The 22,193-nt window shown below is 58.6% G+C and carries 15 protein-coding genes; 12 read left to right on the top strand and 3 right to left on the bottom strand.

The window, feature by feature from the left end; genetic code table 11:
* The first annotated feature begins 7 nt into the window (after window positions 1-7).
* The 7 genes from galU to htpG all read left to right on the top strand — a co-directional run bounded on the left by galU (window position 8) and on the right by htpG (window position 10,466).
* Window positions 8-886, top strand: coding sequence for a UTP--glucose-1-phosphate uridylyltransferase GalU (gene galU, locus FZE95_RS01900; RefSeq protein WP_218573626.1), 879 nt, complete (start codon window positions 8-10; stop codon window positions 884-886).
* A gap of 13 nt (window positions 887-899) precedes the next feature.
* Window positions 900-2,195, top strand: a complete 1,296-nt coding sequence (locus FZE95_RS01895; protein WP_150299111.1) for a UDP-glucose dehydrogenase family protein — start codon at window positions 900-902, stop codon at window positions 2,193-2,195.
* 9 nt (window positions 2,196-2,204) lie between these two features.
* Window positions 2,205-3,857, top strand: coding sequence for a glucose-6-phosphate isomerase (gene pgi, locus FZE95_RS01890; protein ID WP_150299110.1), 1,653 nt, complete (start codon window positions 2,205-2,207; stop codon window positions 3,855-3,857).
* Window positions 3,858-3,866: 9 nt separating this feature from the next.
* Window positions 3,867-5,261, top strand: coding sequence for a phosphohexomutase domain-containing protein (locus FZE95_RS01885; RefSeq protein WP_150299109.1), 1,395 nt, complete (start codon window positions 3,867-3,869; stop codon window positions 5,259-5,261).
* Between the two features lie 102 nt (window positions 5,262-5,363).
* Entirely contained in the window at window positions 5,364-6,380 is a 1,017-nt protein-coding gene (galE, locus tag FZE95_RS01880; protein ID WP_150299108.1) for a UDP-glucose 4-epimerase GalE, read from the top strand.
* A gap of 43 nt (window positions 6,381-6,423) precedes the next feature.
* Window positions 6,424-8,427: a polysaccharide biosynthesis protein gene (locus FZE95_RS01875; RefSeq protein ID WP_150299107.1), complete on the top strand. Its 2,004-nt coding sequence runs from the start codon at window positions 6,424-6,426 to the stop codon at window positions 8,425-8,427.
* A gap of 134 nt (window positions 8,428-8,561) precedes the next feature.
* The gene (htpG, locus tag FZE95_RS01870; RefSeq protein ID WP_150299106.1) at window positions 8,562-10,466 is read left to right on the top strand and encodes a molecular chaperone HtpG; all 1,905 of its coding nucleotides are present in this window, start codon (window positions 8,562-8,564) and stop codon (window positions 10,464-10,466) included.
* Between the two features lie 518 nt (window positions 10,467-10,984).
* Here the strand turns inward: htpG and gnd are convergent.
* Both gnd and FZE95_RS01860 read right to left on the bottom strand, forming a co-directional pair.
* Window positions 10,985-11,890 (bottom strand): phosphogluconate dehydrogenase (NAD(+)-dependent, decarboxylating), encoded by a 906-nt coding sequence (gnd, locus tag FZE95_RS01865; protein ID WP_150299105.1) that lies wholly within the window; start codon window positions 11,888-11,890, stop codon window positions 10,985-10,987.
* A gap of 41 nt (window positions 11,891-11,931) precedes the next feature.
* The gene (locus tag FZE95_RS01860) at window positions 11,932-12,636 is read right to left on the bottom strand and encodes a succinate dehydrogenase iron-sulfur subunit (protein ID WP_150299104.1); all 705 of its coding nucleotides are present in this window, start codon (window positions 12,634-12,636) and stop codon (window positions 11,932-11,934) included.
* 181 nt (window positions 12,637-12,817) lie between these two features.
* On the opposite strand from FZE95_RS01860, the gene FZE95_RS01855 reads away from it, so the two are divergent.
* From FZE95_RS01855 to FZE95_RS01840, 4 genes are all read left to right on the top strand, one after another.
* The gene (locus FZE95_RS01855) at window positions 12,818-13,597 is read left to right on the top strand and encodes a dienelactone hydrolase family protein (RefSeq protein WP_150299103.1); all 780 of its coding nucleotides are present in this window, start codon (window positions 12,818-12,820) and stop codon (window positions 13,595-13,597) included.
* A gap of 441 nt (window positions 13,598-14,038) precedes the next feature.
* Window positions 14,039-15,118, top strand: a complete 1,080-nt coding sequence (locus FZE95_RS01850) for an efflux RND transporter periplasmic adaptor subunit (RefSeq protein ID WP_150299102.1) — start codon at window positions 14,039-14,041, stop codon at window positions 15,116-15,118.
* 21 nt (window positions 15,119-15,139) lie between these two features.
* A complete protein-coding gene (locus tag FZE95_RS01845) occupies window positions 15,140-18,253 on the top strand; it encodes an efflux RND transporter permease subunit (RefSeq protein ID WP_150299101.1) in 3,114 nt (1,037 codons plus the stop codon).
* Window positions 18,254-18,433: 180 nt separating this feature from the next.
* Window positions 18,434-19,783 (top strand): hypothetical protein, encoded by a 1,350-nt coding sequence (locus tag FZE95_RS01840; RefSeq protein WP_223824926.1) that lies wholly within the window; start codon window positions 18,434-18,436, stop codon window positions 19,781-19,783.
* A gap of 318 nt (window positions 19,784-20,101) precedes the next feature.
* Here FZE95_RS01840 and FZE95_RS19570 read toward each other — a convergent pair whose 3' ends face one another.
* Window positions 20,102-20,239, bottom strand: a complete 138-nt coding sequence (locus FZE95_RS19570; RefSeq protein WP_190324456.1) for a hypothetical protein — start codon at window positions 20,237-20,239, stop codon at window positions 20,102-20,104.
* Between the two features lie 54 nt (window positions 20,240-20,293).
* Between FZE95_RS19570 and FZE95_RS01835 the strand changes: the two genes are divergently transcribed.
* The gene (locus FZE95_RS01835) at window positions 20,294-22,078 is read left to right on the top strand and encodes an ABCB family ABC transporter ATP-binding protein/permease (protein ID WP_150299099.1); all 1,785 of its coding nucleotides are present in this window, start codon (window positions 20,294-20,296) and stop codon (window positions 22,076-22,078) included.
* The last annotated feature ends 115 nt before the right edge of the window (window positions 22,079-22,193 follow it).

Genomic DNA, 22,193 nt, shown 5'->3' with positions numbered 1-22,193 from the left:
AGTTTCCGTGAAGGTTACTAAAGCCGTTCTCCCCGTCGCAGGTCTTGGTACTCGTTTTCTACCCGCAAGCAAAGCTATTCCCAAAGAAATGGTCACCGTCGTAGACAAGCCGGTGATTCAGTACGTGGTGGAGGAAGCGCTCGCCGCAGGTATCAACGAAATCGTGCTGGTGACCCATTCCAGCAAGCGCGCGATTGAAGACCATTTTGACAAGAATTATGAGCTCGAAGCCGAGCTCGAGCGCCGCGGCAAGCATGAATTGCTTGAGGTGTTGAAGGAAACTGCCCCCGCCGGATTGAAGGTGTCGGTGGTGCGTCAGGGCTCGGCTCTGGGTCTGGGCCACGCAATCAATTGTGCCCGCGCCATCATTGGCGATGCGCCCTTTGCCGTCATGCTGCCCGATGTGCTGGTTCAGCAGGCAGGTACGCGCACTGACCTGGGCGTGATGGCTGAGCACTTCCATGAAACCGGCAATGCGCAGATCATGGTTGAGCCGGTCCCCTATGACCAGGTCAGCTCTTATGGCGTGGTGGATATCAGCGGCGTCGAGCTCGAAGCCGGTGACGGCGCGCCGATGCATCGTGTGGTGGAGAAGCCGCCGCGTGATGAAGCACCATCCAACCTGTCTATTGTCGGCCGTTACATCCTGCCCGCACGTATTTTCGATCTGCTGGACAACACGCCTCCAGGCGCCGGCGGCGAGATTCAGTTGACCGATGCCATCGCTACGCTGATGGAAGAGCAGGGCGTAGATGCTTTCCGCATCCGTGGTCGCTCCTTCGACTGCGGCAGCAAACTCGGCTACCTCGAAGCCACTCTGGCTTATGGCCTCAAACACCCCAAACTCGGTAGCGACTTCCGGGATCTGTTAAAGCAGTACCAGTGAGGATTTAAGCGCAATGTATATCGATGTGTATGGAGACACGCTGTGCGCGCTCGTTAGTGCTGCCGGCCTGGCATCCACAGGTCACAACGTGTGTTTGCACGTGCCGGAGGGACCCGCAGCAACGACCCTGGCCAATGGCGGCTGCCCCTATCGTGAGCCGGGCCTGCCTGAACTGGTGACCGAACAAACCATCGCTGGTCGTTTCAAGCTGGCGGCCGGTGATGTGCCGCCAGACGAGCGTGCCGCGATCATCTGGCTGGCGCTATCGCCCACAGATGTCGATCTCGCCTTTGACATCATCAGCAAGCTTCCGACTGAAAGCGGCCGCAGCTGGGTGGTAGTGAATCAGTCAACTTTCCCCGTAGGGACCACCGAAGCACTGGAACGCGCCCTTGGCGAGCTACCAGGTAGTGAGTCCACGCAGCGCGTCGCGGCCAGCTTGCCGGATCTGCTGATCGAGGGCGCTGCGGTGAAGAGCTTCACTGCAGCGAACCATTGGCTGCTGGGCTGTGATTCGGCCTGGGGTCGCCGCATGGTTGCCGAGGCGTTGCGTCCCTATAACCGCCGCCGCGACAACATCATGATGATGCGTCCGCGTGAGGCGGAGTTCACCAAGCTGGCCATCACCGGCATGCTCGCGACCCGCCTGAGCTTCATGAACGACATGGCCAATCTGGCTGACATGCTGGATGTGGATATCGAGCGCGTGCGTCAGGGTGTGGGCAAGGATCAGCGCATCGGGGATAGCTACCTGTACCCGGGTTGCGGTTTCGGTGGCCTGAGCTTCTCGCAGGACGTGATGAATCTGGCGTCGACGCTGAAGCACAGCGGCATCCAGGCACAACTTCTGGACCAGGTGATGCGCATCAACGAGCGTCAGAAGGAATCGCTGTTCCGCAAATTGTGGCGCTATTACAGCACCGATCTGCAGGGCCGCAAGGTGGCGATCTGGGGCGTGGCGTTCAAGCCTGAATCAGCACGTATCGATAATGCCCCTGCGCTCAAGTTGATCGAGGCGCTCTGGGCGCAAGGCGTGCAGGTGCATGTGCACGACCCGCGCGCCTTACCCGCGCTCGCAGAGTGGGCTGGCAACCGCCGCGATCTGGTTCTGCACAAGGATCCTTACGCGGCGCTTGTGGATGTCGACGCGCTGATGCTGGTAACCGAATGGGATGCATACATGAGTCCTGACCTGTCTCATATGAAGGCCACGATGAAGCAGCCGTTGCTGCTCGACGGTCGCAATATCTGGGACCCGGACTTCATGAAGCAGAACGGGTTTGAATATTTTGGGATTGGACGACGCTGAGTGACGCTGATGACTGAAGCCAGAGACAAGCAATGGGACGAGCTGATCACTCACGGTAAATCGGTGGAGAAACAGCATCTTGCCGATTTCTTTGCCGAGGATAGCGAGCGATTCAACAAGATGCATCGGCAGTTCGGCCCGCTGATGTACGACTTTTCCAAACAACGCATGACCACCCAGACCCTGCGCCATCTGATTGATCTGGCCGACGCGCACGATCTGCAGGGCTGGATCGACAAGCTGTTCAGCGGGGAACAGGTCAACTGCAGTGAAGGGCGTGCGGCCATGCATTGGGCGCTGCGTTTGCCGGCAGATGCCAAATGCCAGGTCGGTGAAGACAATGTAACCGCCCAGGTGCATGGCCAGTTGCAGCAGATGGAGCGGATAGTTGATCAGATCCATGCCGGGCAGTGGCGCGGCGCCACCGGCGAAGTGATTACTGACGTGATCAACATCGGCGTTGGCGGCTCGGATCTTGGCCCCTTGATGGTCACCGAGGCGCTGAATGACTTCACTTGTCCGACCAAGCACCGGTTGAACGTGCATTTCGCGTCGACTATCGACGGCAGCCAGCTGTCGCAGCTCTTGCGAGACAAGAAACCACAGTCGACGCTGTTTGTAATCTCATCAAAATCCTTCACCACCATCGACACGCTGACCAATGCGGCAACGGCTCTGCAGTGGTTGCAGCGGTCCTTTGGCAAGCGCGCCAGTTCCAGCATTTTGCATTGCCACTTCATCGGTGTGTCGGCATCGCCAAACAAGATGACCGAGTGGGGCATTGCCGAAGAGAACCAGCTGGATTTCTGGGGCTGGGTGGGCGGGCGTTACTCGTTGTGGTCGGCGATTGGTCTGCCGATTGCGCTGAAGATCGGCATGTACGGCTTCCGGCAGTTGCTCGCTGGCGCCCATGATATGGATGAACACTTCAAGTCCGCGCCCTGGCAGGACAATCTTCCAGTGTTGATGGGCATGATCGGCGTGTGGAATACCAATATTCTGGATATCAACGCGCTGTCTATCCTGCCCTATGACGGACGTCTAAAACAGCTGCCACTGTATCTCGAGCAGCTGGAGATGGAATCCAACGGGAAGAGTGTCAGCCGTGAAGGCAAGCCGGTGGCTCGCTCCACCTGTCCGATTATCTGGGGCGATGTCGGCCCGAATGCTCAGCACGCTTTCTACCAGCTGTTGCATCAGGGCACCGAGGCGGTCACCTGCGATTTCATCGTACCGGTACGCCGTTACCACGAAGCCGAGCATCATGAAGCGGCGGAGGAGCTGGCTGCGCAGCATCAGTTGTCGCTGGCTAACTGCCTGGCTCAGTCACGCCTGTTGGCACTGGGCGACGCTGCATTGAAAAATGCTGAAGAGCTGCCACTGCACATGCGCTATCGCGGCAACCAGTCCAGTTCCACGGTCCTGCTCGACGAGCTCAACCCCTACAGTCTGGGCGCATTGATTGCCTTGTATGAGCACAAGGTATTTGTGCAGTCGGTGATCTGGGGGATCAACCCCTTCGACCAGTGGGGCGTGGAAATGGGCAAGAAGATCGCCATGAGCACCCTGGCGAAGATTCGTGGCGAAGACTCAAGCCTGGATGACACCGATGTGTCCACCGCCGGACTGTTGCGGCGGATCAAGGCAGAATGGAAATCATAGGAAACTGACATGACACAGCTTACGTGCTTCAAGGCATACGACATTCGCGGCCAGCTCGGAACCGAACTGAACGAAGACATCGCTTACCGCATTGCCCGGGCTTTTGCCAAGTGGCTGAAACCCAAGCGCATCGTGCTGGGCGGTGACGTGCGCGAAACCTCTCCGCAGCTCAAAGCCGCTTTGGCCAATGGCCTGCGTGATGAAGGCGTCAATGTACTGGATCTGGGGTTGGCCGGCACCGAAGAAGTCTACTTTGCGACCTTCCACCTGGGCGTGGACGGCGGCATTGAAGTGACGGCATCGCATAATCCGATCGATTACAACGGCCTGAAGCTGGTGCGCGAGGGCAGTCGACCGATTTCGGCTGATACCGGTCTCAAAGACATCCGCGAAATGGCCGAAGCCAGCCACTTTGAGCTGGTTGATGGTCGTGATCGGTCGGTACCGGATGACCAGCGTGGCAGCTATGAGCTCGTCGATACCCGTGCGGACTTCGTTGAGCACCTGATGGGCTATATCGAGCCAGAAGCATTCACACCGCTCAAGCTGGTGGTCAATGCAGGCAACGGCGCAGCGGGCCCGGCTATCGATGCCATCGAAGCAGCCTTTAAGGAAAAGAATATTCCGGTCACCTTCGTGAAGATCTGCCACGAACCCGACGGCACCTTCCCGAATGGCATTCCCAACCCGATCCTGACTGAGAACCGCGCGATCACCAGTGAAGCGGTACTTAAGCACGGTGCGGATATGGGTATTGCCTGGGATGGTGACTTCGATCGCTGCTTCCTGTTCGACGAGCAGGGTCGGTTTATCGAGGGATATTACATCGTCGGTTTGCTGGCCGAAGCCTTCCTCAAGAAGGAGCCAGGCGCAGCCATCATTCACGATCCGCGTCTGGTGTGGAATACCATCGAACAGGTTGAGCAGAATGGCGGCCGTGCGGTGCAAACCAAGGCAGGCCACGCGTTCATCAAGGAGCGCATGCGCAAGGAAGATGCAGCCTACGGCGGCGAAATGAGCGCTCACCACTACTTCCGCAACTTCGCCTATTGCGACAGCGGCATGATTCCCTGGTTGCTGGTAGCCGAGCTGCTATGCCGCAAGGGCAAGCCGATGTCGACGCTGGTCGATGAGCGTATCGCGGCGTATCCGTCTTCAGGCGAGATCAACCTGACGGTCAATGACGCGCCCGCGGTGCTCAAAGCCATCGAAGGGCAGTACGCCAAGGATGCGCTGGATGTCGATTACACCGACGGTGTCAGCATCCGCTTCGAGCAGTGGCGCTTCAATCTGCGCGCCTCCAACACCGAGCCGGTGATTCGCCTGAATGTGGAAAGCCGTGGCGATGCCGCGTTGATGGAGCGTGAGACGCAGAAGCTGCTCGATAGTATTCGCGCACTGTGACGTAGCTGCGGGGCGTGTGGCGCTATTGGTCGCACGCCTCATTGAATTCTCAGTCTGTCTGATATACTGCTCTCACTTTTTTGAGTGAGGGCAGCGCTGCGGATGAGCAAAACCATTCTCGTGACCGGTGGCGCCGGTTATATCGGTTCGCATACCTGCATCAAGTTGCTTAATGCCGGGTTTCAGGTGCTGGTGCTGGATAACTACAGTAACAGCAGCCCCGAGGCCACGCGCCGGGTAGAGCAAATCGCCGGCAAAACGGTGGCTGCGATCCGGGGTGATATCAACGACGCCCCTCTGCTCGATAGCATTTTCTCCTCTAACGATATCCACGCGGTGATTCATTTTGCGGGCCTCAAAGCCGTGGGTGAGTCCGTCGCCCAACCCCTGCGCTATTACCATAACAACGTAAGTGGCACTGTGGTGCTCTGCGACGCGATGCAACGCGCCGGGGTCAAGAACCTGGTGTTCAGCTCCTCCGCGACGGTGTACGGGGACCCAGCCAGTCTTCCTATCAACGAAGCCTTTCCTACCAGCGCCACCAACCCCTATGGCCGTTCCAAGCTCATGATTGAAGAGCTGCTGGGCGATTTGCATATGTCTGATCCGGATTGGAATATTGCACTGCTGCGATATTTCAATCCGGTCGGTGCCCATCCGTCCGGCCTTATCGGTGAGGACCCTGCCGATATCCCCAATAACCTCATGCCCTACATAGCCCAGGTAGCCGTGGGCCGTCGTGAACGGCTGAATGTGTTCGGTGGCGACTATCCAACCCATGACGGAACCGGCGTTCGCGACTACATTCATGTAATGGATCTGGCTGACGGGCATGTGCGTGCACTGGAATGGTTGAACAGCCAAGCGGGCATCAGGGCATTCAATCTGGGTACCGGTATCGGTTATTCGGTGCTGGATATGCTCAAGGCGTTCGAGAAAGCCTGCGGCAAAACACTGGACTATGTGATTTCCGATCGCCGACCAGGCGATGTGGCGAGCTGTTACGCTGATCCACAGCGTGCTGCCTCCGAGTTGGACTGGTCAGCCAGGTTAGGGCTTGAAGCCATGTGTGCTGATGCCTGGCGGTGGCAGGAACGTAATCCGCAGGGATACAAGTAATTTTCCGTGTAATGGAATACTCCGAGAACGAAACAAGGTCGCTATGATCAAGGAAAAACTGATTGGCCTGAGCTACGGCCAGAAACGTAGTCTTCAGATTGTGGCCGATGTGCTGCTGATGTGGGCCGCTTTGTGGGTCGCTTTTCTTATCAGGCTAGGGCCCGAAGGCTGGCTCTGGCCACAAGGCAGCCAGGTTTGGTTATTCGCGCTGGCTCCGCTGGTATCCATCCCGTTCTATATCAGGATGGGCATGTACCGTGCCGTAATGCGGTACTTTGGTAATGATGCCCTCAAGTGTATTTTTCGCGCTGTCACTATGGCTTCTGTGGGGCTGGTAGTGGTCGTCGTCGCGCTGCGTGTCGGTGGTGTCGACGTGTTTCGCTCTCGCTCCGTACTGTTCATGTACTGGTGCCTAAGTCTGGGCTTGCTGGGTGGGTTGCGACTGGTGGCCCGTGAGTATTTCACCGGGAACTGGTTCACGGCTGGCAAAGAAATTGCGCATGAACTAATGCAAAAGGAGCCAACCGGTAAACCCATCGCGATATACGGTGCGGGCGAGGCGGGCAATCAACTGTTGGCGTCGATCAAAGTGGGTCGGTTGTATAAACCTGTCGCCTTCGTCGATGACAACCCCGCTCTCGCGCGGCGCACTGTCTCCGGCTTGCCTGTCTTCAGCGCCACGGACATTGGCAGAATGATCGACTCGACGGGAGTCGAAGAACTGTTCCTGGCAATCCCCTCCGCAACCCGTGCTCACCGTAAGCAGGTGCTGGCTAATCTGCAACAGTACCCGTTACACGTAAAAACCATCCCGGGCCTATGCGACATCGCCAGTGGCAAGGTCAAGGTAGATGACTTGCAGGAAGTGGATATCGCGGACTTGCTCGGTCGGGATGCTGTGCCGCCGGAGGCTTCCTTGTTTGAGCGGTGTATCAAGGGCAAGGCGGTGATGGTGACCGGGGCAGGTGGTTCGATTGGCAGTGAGCTGTGCCGCCAGATCATCACCTCCAGGCCAACCACTTTGGTGCTCTTTGAGCACAGCGAGTTCGCGTTATATGCAATACATGGCGAGCTCGATAACTTCCTGAAGACCTGTGATTTCGAAGTTACCCTGGTGCCGATACTGGGCTCCATCCGCAACAGCACACGGCTTCGCCACGTGATCAGCGCGTGGAATATCAAGACGATCTACCACGCTGCGGCCTACAAACATGTGCCGCTGGTTGAGCACAATGTTGCCGAAGGAATCATGAACAATGTGTTCGGTACATTGAACGTCGCCCAGGCTGCTATACGGTGTCAGGTCGAGAATTGTGTATTGATTTCGACAGACAAGGCGGTGCGGCCGACTAACGTCATGGGCTCGACCAAGCGCATGGCCGAACTGGTTTTGCAGGGTTTGAGTGCTGAGCAGGCGCCCAACCTGTGGAACGCAGACCCGTCGGTAAAGCACTTGAACCGCACGCGCTTCAGCATGGTGCGTTTCGGTAACGTGTTGGGATCGTCCGGTTCGGTGATACCACTGTTCCGTAACCAGATCCGCCTGGGCGGTCCGATCACCGTGACCCATGAGAAAATCACGCGTTACTTCATGACCATTCCTGAGGCGGCGCAATTGGTGATCCAGGCGGGTGCCATGGGTGAGGGCGGCGACGTGTTTGTGCTGGATATGGGCGAGCCGGTGAATATTGTCGATTTGGCCAAGAAGATGATTCAGCTGTCGGGGTTGTCTGTGAAGGATGAGCAAAATCCGAATGGCGATATCGAAATTGCTTTCACTGGTCTGCGTCCAGGCGAGAAACTCTACGAAGAGCTGCTGATCGGCGACAACCCGCAGGAAACGGCGCATCCGAAGATCCGCAAGGCCAATGAGGCGTTGCTGCCGTGGAATGAGCTATTGCCGATTCTTAATACGATTCGCCAGGCAGTGCGCGACGATGATTACGACACCATTCGCGAGCTGCTGCTCCACACGGTGCAGGGCTACACGCCGAGCAATGGCATCGTCGATCTGCTGTACGAGCATCACCGGCGTGCCGTTGACTAGGATTTTCCTCGCTGTATCCCTTCAGGCGTCTTGAAATAATCAGACGCCATCCCCATCAAGTGTTCATCTCGCCGCTCCGGGCTACAGTCCGGGGCAGGCCCAGCCATAGATGAACCTGATGGAGATCAAGCAACATGACCGTGGAAGCCCATAAGGAAACGCTCGGATTTCAGACCGAGGTGAAGCAGCTGCTGCATCTCATGATCCACTCGATGTATTCGAACAAGGAAATCTTCCTTCGCGAACTTGTTTCCAACGCATCGGATGCCTCCGACAAGCTGCGTTTTGAAGCGATTGCCAACCCTGAACTGCTGGAAAACCAGCCTGACCTGCGCATCCGCATCAGCGGTGACGAAGAAGCCAAGACGCTGACCATCGAAGACAACGGTATTGGCATGTCCCGCGATGAGGTGATCTCGAACCTGGGTACTATCGCCAAGTCCGGCACCGCCGCCTTCATGCAGCAACTGACCGGTGACCAGAAGAAAGACGCCAGCCTGATCGGCCAGTTCGGTGTGGGCTTCTACAGTGCCTTTATCGTCGCGGACAAGGTTGAGGTGTTTACCCGTCGTGCGGGTCTGGATGCCTCGGAAGGTGTGCGTTGGGAATCGGCCGGCGAAGGCGACTTCACCATCGAGACCATCGAGAAGCCCGAGCGCGGTAGCCGCATCGTATTGCATCTCAAATCCGACGAAGGTGAGTTTGCTGATGGCTGGCGCCTGCGCAACGTGATCAAGAAATACTCCGATCACATCTCCCTGCCCATCGAGCTGCCCAAGCAGCACCAGGGCGAGGAAAAGGACAAGCCCACCGAAGTTGAATGGGAAACCGTCAACCGCGCCAGTGCGCTCTGGACCCGTCCTCGTACCGACATCAAGGATGAGGAATACCAGGAGTTCTACAAGCACGTTGCCCACGACTTCGAGAACCCGCTGACCTGGAGCCACAACAAGGTCGAGGGCAAGCTGGAATACACCTCGCTGCTGTATGTGCCTGGCCGTGCACCCTTTGATCTGTACCAGCGTGAAGCGCCCCGCGGCCTCAAGCTGTACGTGCAGCGCGTATTCATCATGGACGACGCCGAGCAGTTCCTGCCGCTGTACCTGCGCTTCATCAAGGGTGTGGTGGACTCCAATGATCTGTCGCTGAACGTCTCCCGTGAGATCTTGCAGAAAGATCCGGCCATCGACAGCATGAAGTCCGCGCTGACCAAGCGTGTGCTGGATATGCTGGAGAAGCTGGCGAAGAAACAGCCTGAGCAGTACGCGACCTTCTGGAAAGGTTTTGGCAGCGTGATCAAGGAGGGTCCGGCGGAAGATTTTGCCAACCGCGAGAAGATCGCCGGCCTGTTGCGCTTTGCTTCGACCCAGCAGAGTGACGACAGCGAAGTGGTGGGTCTCGATACTTACATCGAGCGTATGCAGGAAGGCCAGGACAAGATTTACTATCTGACCGGCGAGCGCTACAGCCAGGTCAAGAACAGCCCGCACCTGGAAATTTTCCGCAAGAAGGGTATCGAAGTACTGCTGCTGACTGACCGTATTGACGAGTGGCTGATGAGCCACCTGACCGAATACAAGGACAAGCAGTTCGTCGACATCGCCCGTGGCGACCTGGATCTCGGCAAGCTGGAAGGCGAAGAGGACAAGCAGGCGCAGGAAGAAGCGGCCAAGGCCAAGGCAGACCTTGTGCAGCGCATCAAGGAGGTGCTCAAGGAGAATGTCGAGGACGTGAAGGTGTCACACCGTCTGACCGATTCGCCGGCGGTGCTGGTGGTGGTCGAGGATGGCATGGGCCTGCAGATGCGCAAGATCCTGGAAGCGACCGGACAGCAAGCGCCTGAAAGCAAGCCGATCCTGGAGATCAATCCGGCACATCCGCTGCTGGAGAAACTCGACAGCGAGCAGGACGAAGAACGGTTTGGAGATCTGACGCATATCCTGTTTGATCAGGCGGCGTTGGCTGCGGGTGAGAGCCTGCAGGATCCCGGCACCTATGTGCGCCGTTTGAATGCGTTGTTGGTGGAGCTCAGTAAGTAAAGTATCGCTTCGGTGATATCGAGCCCGGACATGGAAGTGTTCGGGCTTTTTTGTGGGCGGTTGGTTGGTGGGGTTGGTGTGGCGGATGGCTTGCCGTAGCGCAGGCGCGCTACAGCCCCAGGGGCGCTCGGCACGGAATTCCCTGGGGGTGTCGCGCGTCTCGGGCCGCGTTCGGACTCAACGCCGGGGTAGCATGTTCGCTCGCTGGTGCGGGTGGTGCTTACGGAGTGGTGTGTGGCGGATGGTTTGCCGTAGCGCAGGCGCGCTACAGCCCCAGGGGGTGCCGTGTTTGCTGGTAGGGTGTGCTGTCGCGGAGCATGACATGTGTGGAGTCGTGGATGAGAGTACGGCGCCATTTTGTGGGAGGGGCGACCCGCCGCGATCTGGCCGATAGGCCAGTTGTTTTATTTATTGTCTGAAACAAAACCCGAAGGCGTCTTCCAGACACCATCGCGGCGGGGGCGCCCCTCCCACCAAATGAGCCGAATAGGCACTCAACAGCCCCGGGGCTATGCGGTTTATGTGCGGGTGAAATCATGCCCACCAAACCCTTTGCGCATGGCGGCGAGGAGTTTGTCGCCGTAGGAATCGGATTCGCGTGAGCGCAGGCGTTCGAGTAGCGCCAGGGTTATGACTGGCGCCGATACGTCCAGCGCGATCGCTTCGGCTGCTGCCCAGCGGCCTTCGCCGGAGTCGCTGACATAGGGCGCTATGCCGGCCAGCGTCGGGTTTGCTTCGAGTGCTGAGGCGGTCAGATCGAGCAGCCAGGAGCGTACGACGCTGCCATCGCGCCAGAGATCGGCGATCTGGTGCAGGTCCAGATCGAACTCGGTCTTCTTGTCGAGCATGGCGAAGCCTTCGGCATAGGCCTGCATCATGCCGTACTCGATACCGTTATGAATCATCTTGGTGAAGTGCCCGGCGCCGGCCGGTCCGACATGCGCCCAGCCACGGTCGGAGGAGGGCGCGAGTGCCTGAAATACCGGTGTCAGCTGTTCAATCGTTGGCCGCTCGCCGCCAATCATCAGGCAGAATCCTTCGGTCAGCCCCCAGATCCCGCCGCTGGTGCCGCAGTCCAGGTAATTGAGCTGATGCTGCGCGTATTGCCGGGCGCGGCGGACGCTGTCCTGATAAAACGAATTGCCGCCATCCACCAGCGTATCGCCCGGCTCGAGTAACGGCAGCAGTTCATCAATCATGGCCTGGGTAACGATGCCGGCCGGTAGCATCAGCCATAACGTGCGCGGGGTCGGCAGCTGTTCCAGCAAAGCCGCTAACGAATCCACGCTCTGGCCGCCTTGCTGCTCGAAGGCCTGGCGCGGCGCCAGCTGCGCATCCAGGCCGACCACTTCATGCCCACCTTGCATCAGGCGCTGCGCCATATTCGCACCCATGCGTCCCAGACCAATCATGCCGAGCTTCATCAGTATCTCCTGAATGTGACAGGCGAATTGGATGGCTGGGATCAGGTTCCGCTTTTGAGCAGCATGAGCTTGATGCGGCCAATCGCAGCCATCGGGTTAAGCCCCTTGGGGCAGACATCTGTGCAGTTGCCAATGACGCGGCAGCGAAACACGCTGAACGGGTCGTCCAACTCCTTGAGCCGTTCTTCTGTCGCGGTGTCGCGGCTGTCGATCAGAAACCGGTAGGCGTTCAACAGGCCGGCCGGGCCGATATACCGCTCCGGATTCCACCAGTAGGACGGGCACGCGGACGAACAACAGGCGCACAGGATGCACTCATAGAGTCCATCCAGTTTGGCACGGTCTTCCGGGCTCTGCAGGCGTTCTATCCCTGTGGTAGGCGTATCGTTGATCAGGTAGGGCTGAATCTTCTGGTATTGGTTGAAGAATTGGGTCTGGTCGACGACCAGATCGCGGATCACCGGCATGCCGGTGAGAGGACGCAGGGTCAAGGTGCCGTTCGAGTCGATCACGTCGGCTACCCGGGTGATACATGCCAGGCGGTTGCGACCGTTGATGTTCATGCCGTCGGAGCCACAAACGCCTTCACGGCAGGAGCGGCGGAAGCTGAGGCTGTCATCCTGATTCTTCAGGTGCATGAGCACATCCAGCACCATGCCTTCGCGCATCGCATCGTCGACAGCGTACTGCTGCATGGCCGGTGCGTTGTCATGCTCGGGATGGTAGCGATAGATGGAAACCTGCATGTCATTATCCTTGTGGCCGCGAACAGTCGATGCGAATGTCACGTCAGTATGGATGCTCGAAAGAGGTCATGCATGGATCAAAAGCGGTAGCTCCAGAGCCACGAAAATAACGACTGGCTGCATCAGCCGATCCCTAAGCTATGCTTCTGAGTGTTACAAACCCCAGATAAAGGACTGCACCATGCGCAAAACACTTTCCACGCTGCTGATGGCGACCGCCGGCCTGGCTCAGGCCGAGATGGTATCCAAGCCGGTTTCCTACGATATCGACGGCGAGCCCTATGAAGGGTTGTTGGTCTACGACGATGCGACCAGCGAGCCGCGGCCCGGGTTGTTGATGGTGCCAAACTGGATGGGGGTGACCGAGAACTCGGCGAAGAAGGCCTTCCGCGCTGGCGGTTCCGATTATGTGGTGTTTGTGGCCGATATGTATGGCAAGGACAAGCAGCCAGCCAATGCCGAGGAGGCCGGTAAACTGGCCGGCGCACTGCGCATGGACCGCGATCTGATGCGCAAACGGGTCAATACGGGTCTGGACGTCTTCAAATCGCATAGTGAGAAGGTGGGCCTGGACACCGGTCGGATAGGCGCCATCGGCTTCTGTTTTGGCGGTGGGGTCGTGCTGGAGTTGGCACGCTCAGGTACTGACATAGGTGGTGTGGTGTCATTTCACGGCAACCTGGATACGCCGGATCCGAAGGACGCCGAATCGATCAAGACGCCAGTGCTGGTATTGCATGGTGATGAAGACCCTTCGGTACCGCAGGAGCAGGTTGAAGCGTTTAAACAGGAAATGCGTGCAGCCGATGTGGATTGGCAACTGGTGATCTACGGCGGCGCGGTGCATTCCTTCACCAACCCGGCAGCGAACGTTCCGGGCAAGAACGAATACCATCCTGTGGTCGCTGAGCGCGCCTTTTCAGCAATGCGTCAGTTTTTCAGCGAAACGCTGGAGGATTAAAGCCAGGAACCGTTTGTCGAGCGAGCGTTATCGAGGCCGGTCAGGCCCATGGCGTTCGACGCTCCCAGGGGCACCTCCCCAAAGGTTCGAGCACCAGCTCGTACCCGGCTGCACGGTAGTTCAACGACCGGGACTGATCGACAAGCTTCGTTGTGCCGATAAACCTGGCGTAGCGCAGGCGCACTACACCCTCAGGAGAAACGTACGTTCAATCTGGTCTCGGCGTTGGTCAGCGGCGAGCCTGAAGCTTCGTTGTGGCGATAAACCTGGCGTAGCGCAGGCGCACTACACCCCCAGGAAAGGCGTGCCACGCGTCGAGATTGTGACGAAAGGTGATCGGACTCTATTTCCCTTGCTATGATGACCGCGCACAAGGCAGTGACGGGCGTGGACAATGACCGGCACGTGAGCCGTTTCGTTCACGAGTATTGGGATGGTGGGATGTCGAAACCAATTGGAGCCTGGAAACAGTTATTTCTACTGATCGCCTGCAGCCTGAGTTTACCGCTGCTGGCACAGCAGGAACCCCTGGCGGTTGCAGTGGCGGAGGTGCGGCAATGGGAGATGGCCAACCAGATCGAAGCCCTCGGTACCCTGCGTGCCAGCGAAACGGCGGATATCACCGCTGACATTACCGAGACCGTTTCGGCTATCCATTTCGATGATGGTCAGCGGGTCGATAAAGGCGAGCTGCTGGTTTCTCTGACCAACAGTGAACAACAAGCTCAGCTGAACGAGGCCCGCGCCACCCTGGCTGATGCCGAGCGTCAGCTCGAGCGCACCCGTGGGTTGGTCGAGCGCCGCGTTCTGCCGCAACAGGAACTGGAAAACTGGACCCGCGATCGTGATATTGCCCGCGCGCAACTGCAGTCGGTAGAAGCCAGGCTCGCGGACCGGCAGATTCGCGCGCCGTTCGATAGCGTGGTGGGGCTGCGTCAGATCAGCGTCGGCACCTTGCTGACGCCCGGTACGCTGGTCGCCAGGCTGCACGATGACAGCCAGATGAAGCTGGATTTCAGCATCCCCGAAGTCAAACTCTCCCAGGTTGCCCCAGGCCGCACAGTCACCGCCACGACGCGGGCATTTCCTGACACCACCTTCCGCGGCGAGGTCACCGCCCTCGATAACGAGGTCGACCCGGCGACGCGGTCGGTCCAGGTGCGTGCCAGCTTGCCGAATCCTGAAGGCGTGTTGCGCCCCGGCATGTTGATGTCGGTCCGGCTGCGCGGTGCAACGCGTGAAGCCCTGGTCATCCCCGAAGAAGCGCTGTTACCGCTTGGCAGTAGACAGTTCGTCATGCTGGTCAACGAACAGGACGGCCAGCTCGTTACTGAACGCCGCGAAGTGGTCATCGGTACCCGTGAGCCGGGCATCGTGGAGATAGAAGAAGGGCTTGAAGCAGGGCAGCGGGTGGTGACGCATGGCAACTTCCGCGTGCAGTCTGGCCAGCCGGTTCGCATTATCGCCGAACAGGAACCCGGTGAATCCACCGAATCGGTGTTATCCGACGATGCGCCTTAAGCCAGCGGGAGCGAACTGACCATGATTCTCTCTGATACCGCTGTCGTACGCCCGGTTTTCGCTACAGTCGTCGCGATGCTCTTGGTCATTTTCGGGCTGGTGGCCTACAGCGCTTTGCCGCTGCGTGAATACCCCGATATCGACCCGCCCATCGTTACCATCGAAACCCAATATATTGGCGCTGCCGCAAGCGTTGTGGATTCGCAGATTACCCAGGTGATCGAAGAAAGCGTTGCCGGGATTGAAGGCATCGAGTTCATCGAATCGAGCAGCGAGGACGGCCAGTCCGAGATCACCATACGTTTCAGCATCAGCCGGGGTGTGGATGAGGCGGCGAACGACGTGCGCGACCGCGTTTCCAGCGTTGCCGACAGGCTTCCCGTCGAGGCAGACCCGTCGGAGGTCGAGAAGCTGGATGCCAACCAGGATGTGATCATCTGGTGGAACCTGACCAGCGACCGGCTCACCTTGCCCGAGCTCACCGATTACGCTGAGCGTTATCTGGTTGACCGGTTTTCAACCCTGTCAGGCGTGGCCAGAGTGCGCGTCGGCGGTGATCAGGCCTATGCCATGCGGGTCTGGCTGGACCGTGAAGCACTGGCTGCGCGTGATCTGACCGTCGCCGATGTTGAACAGGCCCTACGCGCCGAAAACGTCGAGCTACCCGCCGGCACCATCGAATCCATAGACCGGCAATTCACCGTACGCGTCGCCCGCAGTTTCACCGAGGCGGATGAATTCGCCCGTTTGGTGGTGGCGCGGGGTCATAACGGCTATCTGGTGCGTCTGCGCGACGTCGCGCGCGTGGAGCGGGGCACTGAGGAAGACCGGAACCTGTTTCGCGGTAATACCGTGCCCATGGTCGGGCTCGGCCTGGCGCGGCAATCGACTGCCAATACCCTGGATATTTCCCGGGCCTCCCGCGAGCTGGTCGACAAGATCAACCCCACCTTGCCCGAAGGCATGAACATCCAGTCGAGCTTTGACAGTTCGGTGTTTATCGAAGGTGCGGTTGAGGAAGTGTTCTCTACGCTGGTGGTCGCGCTGATCCTGGTGGTGCTGACGATCTTCCTGTTTCTTGGCAGCCCGCGCGCCATTCTGGTCCCTGCAGTAACCCTTCCGGTCTCCATTACCGCGACCTTCATCGGCCTGATGCTGTTCGGCTTCACGGTCAATCTGCTGACGTTGCTGGCCCTGGTCCTGGCAATCGGGTTGGTGGTGGACGACGCCATCATCGTGCTGGAAAACGTGCGTCGCCGTATCGACGAAGAGGGCGAAACACCGCTGGTAGCGGCGTTTTACGGTGCGCGACAGGTAGCCTTTGCCGTGGTGTCCACGACGCTGGTGCTGATTGCGGTATTCGTGCCCATCGCCTTTCTGCAGGGCGATGTCGGGCGATTGTTCTCCGAGTTCGCGTTGACCATGGCTGCGGCGGTGGTGCTGTCGAGCTTTGTGGCATTGACCCTGTCGCCGATGCTGGCTTCCAAACTGCTTAAAGCCCATGAGAAAGAAAACTGGCTGACGCGCTGGGTTGAGCTTGGTTTGCGATCGAGCCGGGCTTTCTATGCCAGCATACTGGTTCGGGTTCTGCGCCACCGCGTGTTGGCCCTGCTGGTCTTCGCGGGCATGTTTGGCGGCAGTGCCTGGCTGTTCAGCCAATTGCCGAGCGAGTACACGCCGCGTGAAGACCGCGGTGCCTTCATGATTATCGTCAATGGTCCGGAAGGCGCGACCTATGAATACATGCGCGAGTACATGGACGAGATCGAGTCGCGGATGATGGAGTTCGTCGAAGCGGGTGAGGTCAGCCGGTTGCTGATTCGCGCGCCACGTTCCTTTGGCGCCTCCACCAGTTTCAACAGCGGCATGGCCATCGTGGTACTGGAAGAGTGGGGCGAACGCCGGCCGGGTAGCGAGGTCATGGCCGACGTGCAGAAACGCATGGCGGACCTCCCTGGCGTCAGAGCATTCCCGGTGATGCGCCAGGGCTTTGGCAGTTCGCAGGACCAGCCGTTCCGCCTGGTTCTGGGCGGCGCCAGTAGCTATGAAGAGCTGGCGCAATGGCGCGACATCCTGCTGGAGAAAATTCGCGAGGACAACCCGGGCCTGAGCAATATCGACTCCGATTACAAGGAAACCCAGCCGCAGCTTGAGGTAAGCGTCGATTATGATCGCGCCGCCACGCTGGGGGTGAATGTCAGCCATATCGGACGCACGCTCGAGACCATGCTTGGCTCGCGCCGGGTCACCACCTATATCGATCGGGGTGAGGAATACGATGTCATCCTCGAAGCCGAGCGCGATGACAAGCGCAGCGCCGATTCACTCGAGAATATCTACGTGCGTTCGGAAACCACGGGTGAGCTGATTCCGCTGTCTAACCTGGTGACGCTGGAAGAGTTTGCCGGCTCCACAACCTTGAATCGCTACAACCGCAACCGCGCTATCACCATCGAAGCCTCGCTGGATGATGGCGTCGCCCTGGGTGATGCGCTGGATCATGTCGAGCAGCTGGCGCGGGACAATCTTCCGGAAACCCTGGTTATCGACTTCAAGGGGCAGTCCCGCGACCTGCGTGAGGCGGGCGGATCCTTGATGTTCGTCTTCGGGCTGGGCCTGGTGGTGGTCTTCCTGGTATTGGCCGCCCAGTTTGAGAGCTTCGTGCATCCGCTGATCATCATGTTGGGCGTGCCCCTGGCGATTGGCGGCGCAATACTCGGGCTATGGCTCACCGGCAACAGCCTCAACCTGTATAGCCAGATCGGCATGGTCATGTTGATCGGGTTGGCGGCAAAGAACGGCATCCTGATCGTCGAGTTCGCCAATCAGCTGCGCGACGCCGGCAAGGGCTTCGATGATGCGCTGCTGGAGGCTGCCACACTGCGTTTGCGCCCCATCCTGATGACCGGGGTAACCACCGTTGCCGGTGCGCTGCCGCTGGTATTCGCAGTGGGCGCGGGCGCCGAGACGCGCGCGGTCATTGGCATCGTCGTGGTATTCGGGGTCAGCATCTCGACGCTACTGACGCTGTTCGTTATTCCGGTGCTTTACAGCCTGCTGGCGCGCAAGACCGGTTCGCCCGGAGACGTGCGCCATAAGCTGGAACAGGAGGACAGGGCTTCGGAGGTACGCTGATATTCATATCGGTGATGCGCCGGAGCCAAGGGCTTCGTTGTAGGGCGGTTTGGCATAATATGAACCAGGCCGCCTGTTACCCATACACATTTTCGGACAAAGCGGCATAATGCTATCCGTCTGGGACAGAAGTGGAATCTGTCCGGCCGACAAGAATAATATAAAGCCCAGGAGTTCATGATGTCGCAACCCGAATTGCCCGGCTGGCGCTGGGGTCCCTTTACCTTCCGCTTGCCCTTCTATCACACCCGTTTCTATTGGCAGGAGGCCTTGCAGGGTCTGTTCATTGCTGCGGCGACGGGCCTATCGCTGATCCCGTTGATGACGATGTTCTTCGGCCTCAGCTTCGAAGAGGCGGTCGCAGTCTCGATGATTCATTCGATACTGATTGGCTCTGCACTGATCGTGTTCGGAGAGCCCTACGCGCCTGGCTGGATCACTCCGGCGCTGCCACTGGTGCTGGCCTTCGTGCTGGGCAATTACGAAGATCCGACCATGCGCTTCCAGGCCATGACTGCGGTGTCGCTGAACTTCGCGCTGCTGTTGTTTGTGCTCGGGATAACCGGGCTGGGCAAGAAATTCGTGTTCTGGTTACCGGATACGCTCAAGGCGGGGATCATCCTCGGTGCGGCGATCGCTGCGTTGAAGCGCGTATTCATCGATGATGCCGAGCGCTTCCTGCTGCAACAGCCGATCGCAACAACACTGGCTTGTGCGGTGTGTCTGGTGTTTGCTTTCTCTCTGCCGATGCAGAAGCTCAAGGAAAACTACCGCTTTTTCGCATTGCTCGGTGCGCTCGGATTGCTACCCGGTTTTATCCTCGCGGCGGTGATTGGGCCAATGGTTGGCGAGGTGACCTACGATATTCAGTGGGGCTTCATGGTCCCGCCAGTGGTCGAGACCTGGGCCAAGGTGTCGCCATTCATGATCGGCTGGCCGAGCATGGATATGTTCATCCAGAGCATGCCGCTGGCGTTGATCACCTACGTGATTTTCTTCGGCGATCTGGTTACCGGCAACGAGATCATCCGCGAAGGGCTGCAGACACGCAAAGACGAACACATCGACATCAATCCCACCCGCTCGCATCTGTCGATGGCCATCCGTAATGCACTGATGGGCGTTGCTGCCCCGTTCTTCCCGACGCAGGGCTCGATGTGGGTTGGCGTGCATGTGATCGTCATGCAGCGCTGGAAGTCCGGCAAAGCAGCGATGGATAGCTTGCACAGCGGCCTGGCGTCTTACTATGCGATGGGTATTCCGCTTCTGTTCTTCGTGTTGCCGCTCCTCACAGGGCTGCGCCCGCTGCTGGGTATCGCGCTCTCGCTCACGCTGGTACTGACCGGTTTTGCCTGCGCCTATATCGCCATGGCGATTCCGCGTAATAACGCCTCGCGTGGTGCAGTGCTGCTGATTGGCGCAGGGCTGGCGTTCTTCGAGCCCTGGATTGGCCTGTTGTTTGGTATTGCAACGACCCTGTTGCTGGTTGGTTGGGATCGCAACGTGGAGCCGATTCCGCAGGAGGATTGAGGGGTAATGTGGGCTTTGGTTGGCTTCGGCGTACAAACAGTCGAATCCCCCCTAGCCCCCCTTTTCCAAAGTGGGGGACTGGTTTTGTGCTGCTGATGGGCTTGGTGTCTGTCTGATGGTTTGTGGTTTGTGGTTGTGGCTTTAACCATCACCGCACCTCAAAAGCACCAGCCAGACGCCAACATCATCAGCCGCTCAAACAATCCCCCCTTTGGCAAAGGGGGCTAGGGGGATTTGGTTTTGCCCGATGATAATAGCCAGTTCTGGCTCTGCGTCTGGGTCTAAGTCTGGTTCTGAGTTCAACCAGCACACCGCAACTCAGAAGCACCAGCCGGACGCCAACATCACCAGCAGCTCAAACAGCCCTCCTTTGGCAAAGGGGGCTAGGGGGGATTCGCGGTTTACGGTGTACTGCTTCAACATCGATGCAAGCGACGTCTGCACCAGGACCAGCATTCCCAAAGCACCTGGCCCTATACTGTGCGTTTTCCGCCGTAACAGGAATCCCGCGTGCGCCCAAGCAGTGACAGTCAATACGCCGGTGGTCCGGTCAACTGGAGCATCATCGCCAGCCTTGTTCCCTATCTGAAAGAATTCCGTGGCCGCGTTGCGGTCGCCATGGGCTTTCTGCTGATCGCCAAGCTGGCCGGAGTGGCGGTGCCATGGGCGCTGAAGCTCATCGTCGAGCACTTCGAATCGGCAGCAGACGCGCTGGTGCTGGTCCCGGTAGCCTTGCTGGCGGCATACGGACTGCTGCGCTATTCCTCTGTTTTCTTTTCCGAGTTGCGCGATGCAGTGTTCGCCAGGGTGGCCGAGCGCGCGATGCGGCGTATATCGCTGCGCGTATTTGAACACCTGCACCGGCTCGACCTGGGCTTCCACCTGTCCCGCCGTACCGGTGGGCTGGCGCGTGACATTGAGCGCGGCACCAGTGGTATCAGCTTCCTGTTGCGCTTCATGGTGTTCAACATACTGCCAACGCTGGTCGAGATCGGCTTGATTGCCGTCATTCTGCTGATCAATTTCAGCCCGATGTACGCGGCGACCGTGCTCGGCGCGGTGTTGATCTATGGCGGCTTCTCGATCTGGTGTACCGAGTGGCGCAATCGCTTTGTGCGCGAAAGTAACAAGATGGATAACCGCTCCAATACGCGGGCGGTGGACAGTCTGCTGAATTACGAGACGGTGAAGTACTTCGGCAACGAGGCGTTCGAGGCGCAGGAATATGACCGCCACCTCAAGGGGTGGGAGGCTGCGCGGATGAAGAACCGCCTGTCGTTGGCGGCGCTAAACTCAGGGCAGGCTTTGATCATTACCGGATCAGTCACTCTGATGATGTTCATGGCTGCCGGGCAGGTTGCTAATGGAGAGATGTCGCTGGGTGAGCTGGTGATGATCAACGCTTACATGATTCAGCTGTTTATTCCGTTGAATTTTCTGGGTTTCATCTACCGCGAGATCCGCGAGGCGTTGACCAATATCGAGCGCCTGTTTGGTTTGCTGGGCACGCCGGTCAAGGTAGGCGACGCACCGGATGCTGCAGCGCTTGAACTACGAGGCGGGGCAGTTAAGTTCGAGAAAGTCAGCCATGCTTACAATGAAGAGCGGCTGATTCTGGATAACCTGTCCTTCGAGATTCCCGCCGGGCAAACGCTCGCTATCGTCGGCCCCAGCGGTGCAGGCAAGTCCACCCTGGCACGCCTGCTGTTTCGTTTCTACGATGTCAGCCAGGGCGCCATTCGCATCGATGGCCAGGATATCCGCTCGGTTACCCAGGAGAGCTTACGAAGGGCTATCGGCGTGGTGCCGCAGGATACCGTGCTGTTCAATGACACCATCGGCTACAACATCGCCTACGGTTGCCCCGGGACCAGTGAGGATGAGATCTGGCGCGTGCTGCGTATGGCGCAACTGGAAGATTTCGTCAGTCGGTTGCCGCAGGGGCTGGATACTCAGGTGGGCGAGCGTGGCTTGAAACTGTCCGGCGGGGAGAAGCAGCGCATTTCCATTGCCCGGGTGTTGCTCAAGGATCCGGCCATCCTGATTCTGGATGAGGCGACCTCATCGCTCGATACGCATGCAGAGCGGCTGATTCTGGATTCACTGAACCAGATATCGCGCCGGCGCACGACCTTGGCGATCGCGCACAGGCTTTCCACTATCGTGCACGCGGACAATATTCTGGTGCTCGAGCAGGGGCGGGTGGTGGAGCAGGGTAATCATGCGCGTCTGCTGGAAGCGAATGGGGCCTATGCACAGCTGTGGGCCAATCAGCAGCGGGAGGCTCGTGGTTGATCCTTCCGAAAAGCTTAATCCCCCCTAGCCCCCCTTTTTCAAAGTGGGGGACCGTGTGTGCACACTCGGATATCCATATCATTCTGATAGATGGGCTCGTTCCAGAAATAAAAAC

Source organism: Pseudomonas profundi, from assembly GCF_008638305.1.
In the GTDB taxonomy this organism is placed as follows: Bacteria; Pseudomonadota; Gammaproteobacteria; order Pseudomonadales; family Pseudomonadaceae; genus Halopseudomonas; species Halopseudomonas profundi.
The sequence above is the reverse complement of the archived record's forward strand: the minus strand, read 5'-3'. Positions and strand labels throughout refer to the sequence as shown.

Excerpts from the sequence above, each read along its gene's own strand:
- galE (WP_150299108.1), top strand. The coding sequence starts at position 5,364 with ATGAGCAAAACCATTCTCGTGACCGGTGGCGCCGGTTATATCGGTTCG.
- gnd (WP_150299105.1), bottom strand. The coding sequence starts at position 11,890 with ATGAAGCTCGGCATGATTGGTCTGGGACGCATGGGTGCGAATATGGCG.
- htpG (WP_150299106.1), top strand. The coding sequence starts at position 8,562 with ATGACCGTGGAAGCCCATAAGGAAACGCTCGGATTTCAGACCGAGGTG.
- FZE95_RS01850 (WP_150299102.1), top strand. The coding sequence starts at position 14,039 with ATGTCGAAACCAATTGGAGCCTGGAAACAGTTATTTCTACTGATCGCC.
- FZE95_RS01845 (WP_150299101.1), top strand. The coding sequence starts at position 15,140 with ATGATTCTCTCTGATACCGCTGTCGTACGCCCGGTTTTCGCTACAGTC.
- pgi (WP_150299110.1), top strand. The coding sequence starts at position 2,205 with ATGACTGAAGCCAGAGACAAGCAATGGGACGAGCTGATCACTCACGGT.
- FZE95_RS01860 (WP_150299104.1), bottom strand. The coding sequence starts at position 12,636 with ATGCAGGTTTCCATCTATCGCTACCATCCCGAGCATGACAACGCACCG.
- FZE95_RS01895 (WP_150299111.1), top strand. The coding sequence starts at position 900 with ATGTATATCGATGTGTATGGAGACACGCTGTGCGCGCTCGTTAGTGCT.
- FZE95_RS01840 (WP_223824926.1), top strand. The coding sequence starts at position 18,434 with ATGTCGCAACCCGAATTGCCCGGCTGGCGCTGGGGTCCCTTTACCTTC.
- FZE95_RS01855 (WP_150299103.1), top strand. The coding sequence starts at position 12,818 with ATGCGCAAAACACTTTCCACGCTGCTGATGGCGACCGCCGGCCTGGCT.
- FZE95_RS01875 (WP_150299107.1), top strand. The coding sequence starts at position 6,424 with ATGATCAAGGAAAAACTGATTGGCCTGAGCTACGGCCAGAAACGTAGT.
- FZE95_RS19570 (WP_190324456.1), bottom strand. The coding sequence starts at position 20,239 with ATGCTGGTCCTGGTGCAGACGTCGCTTGCATCGATGTTGAAGCAGTAC.
- FZE95_RS01885 (WP_150299109.1), top strand. The coding sequence starts at position 3,867 with ATGACACAGCTTACGTGCTTCAAGGCATACGACATTCGCGGCCAGCTC.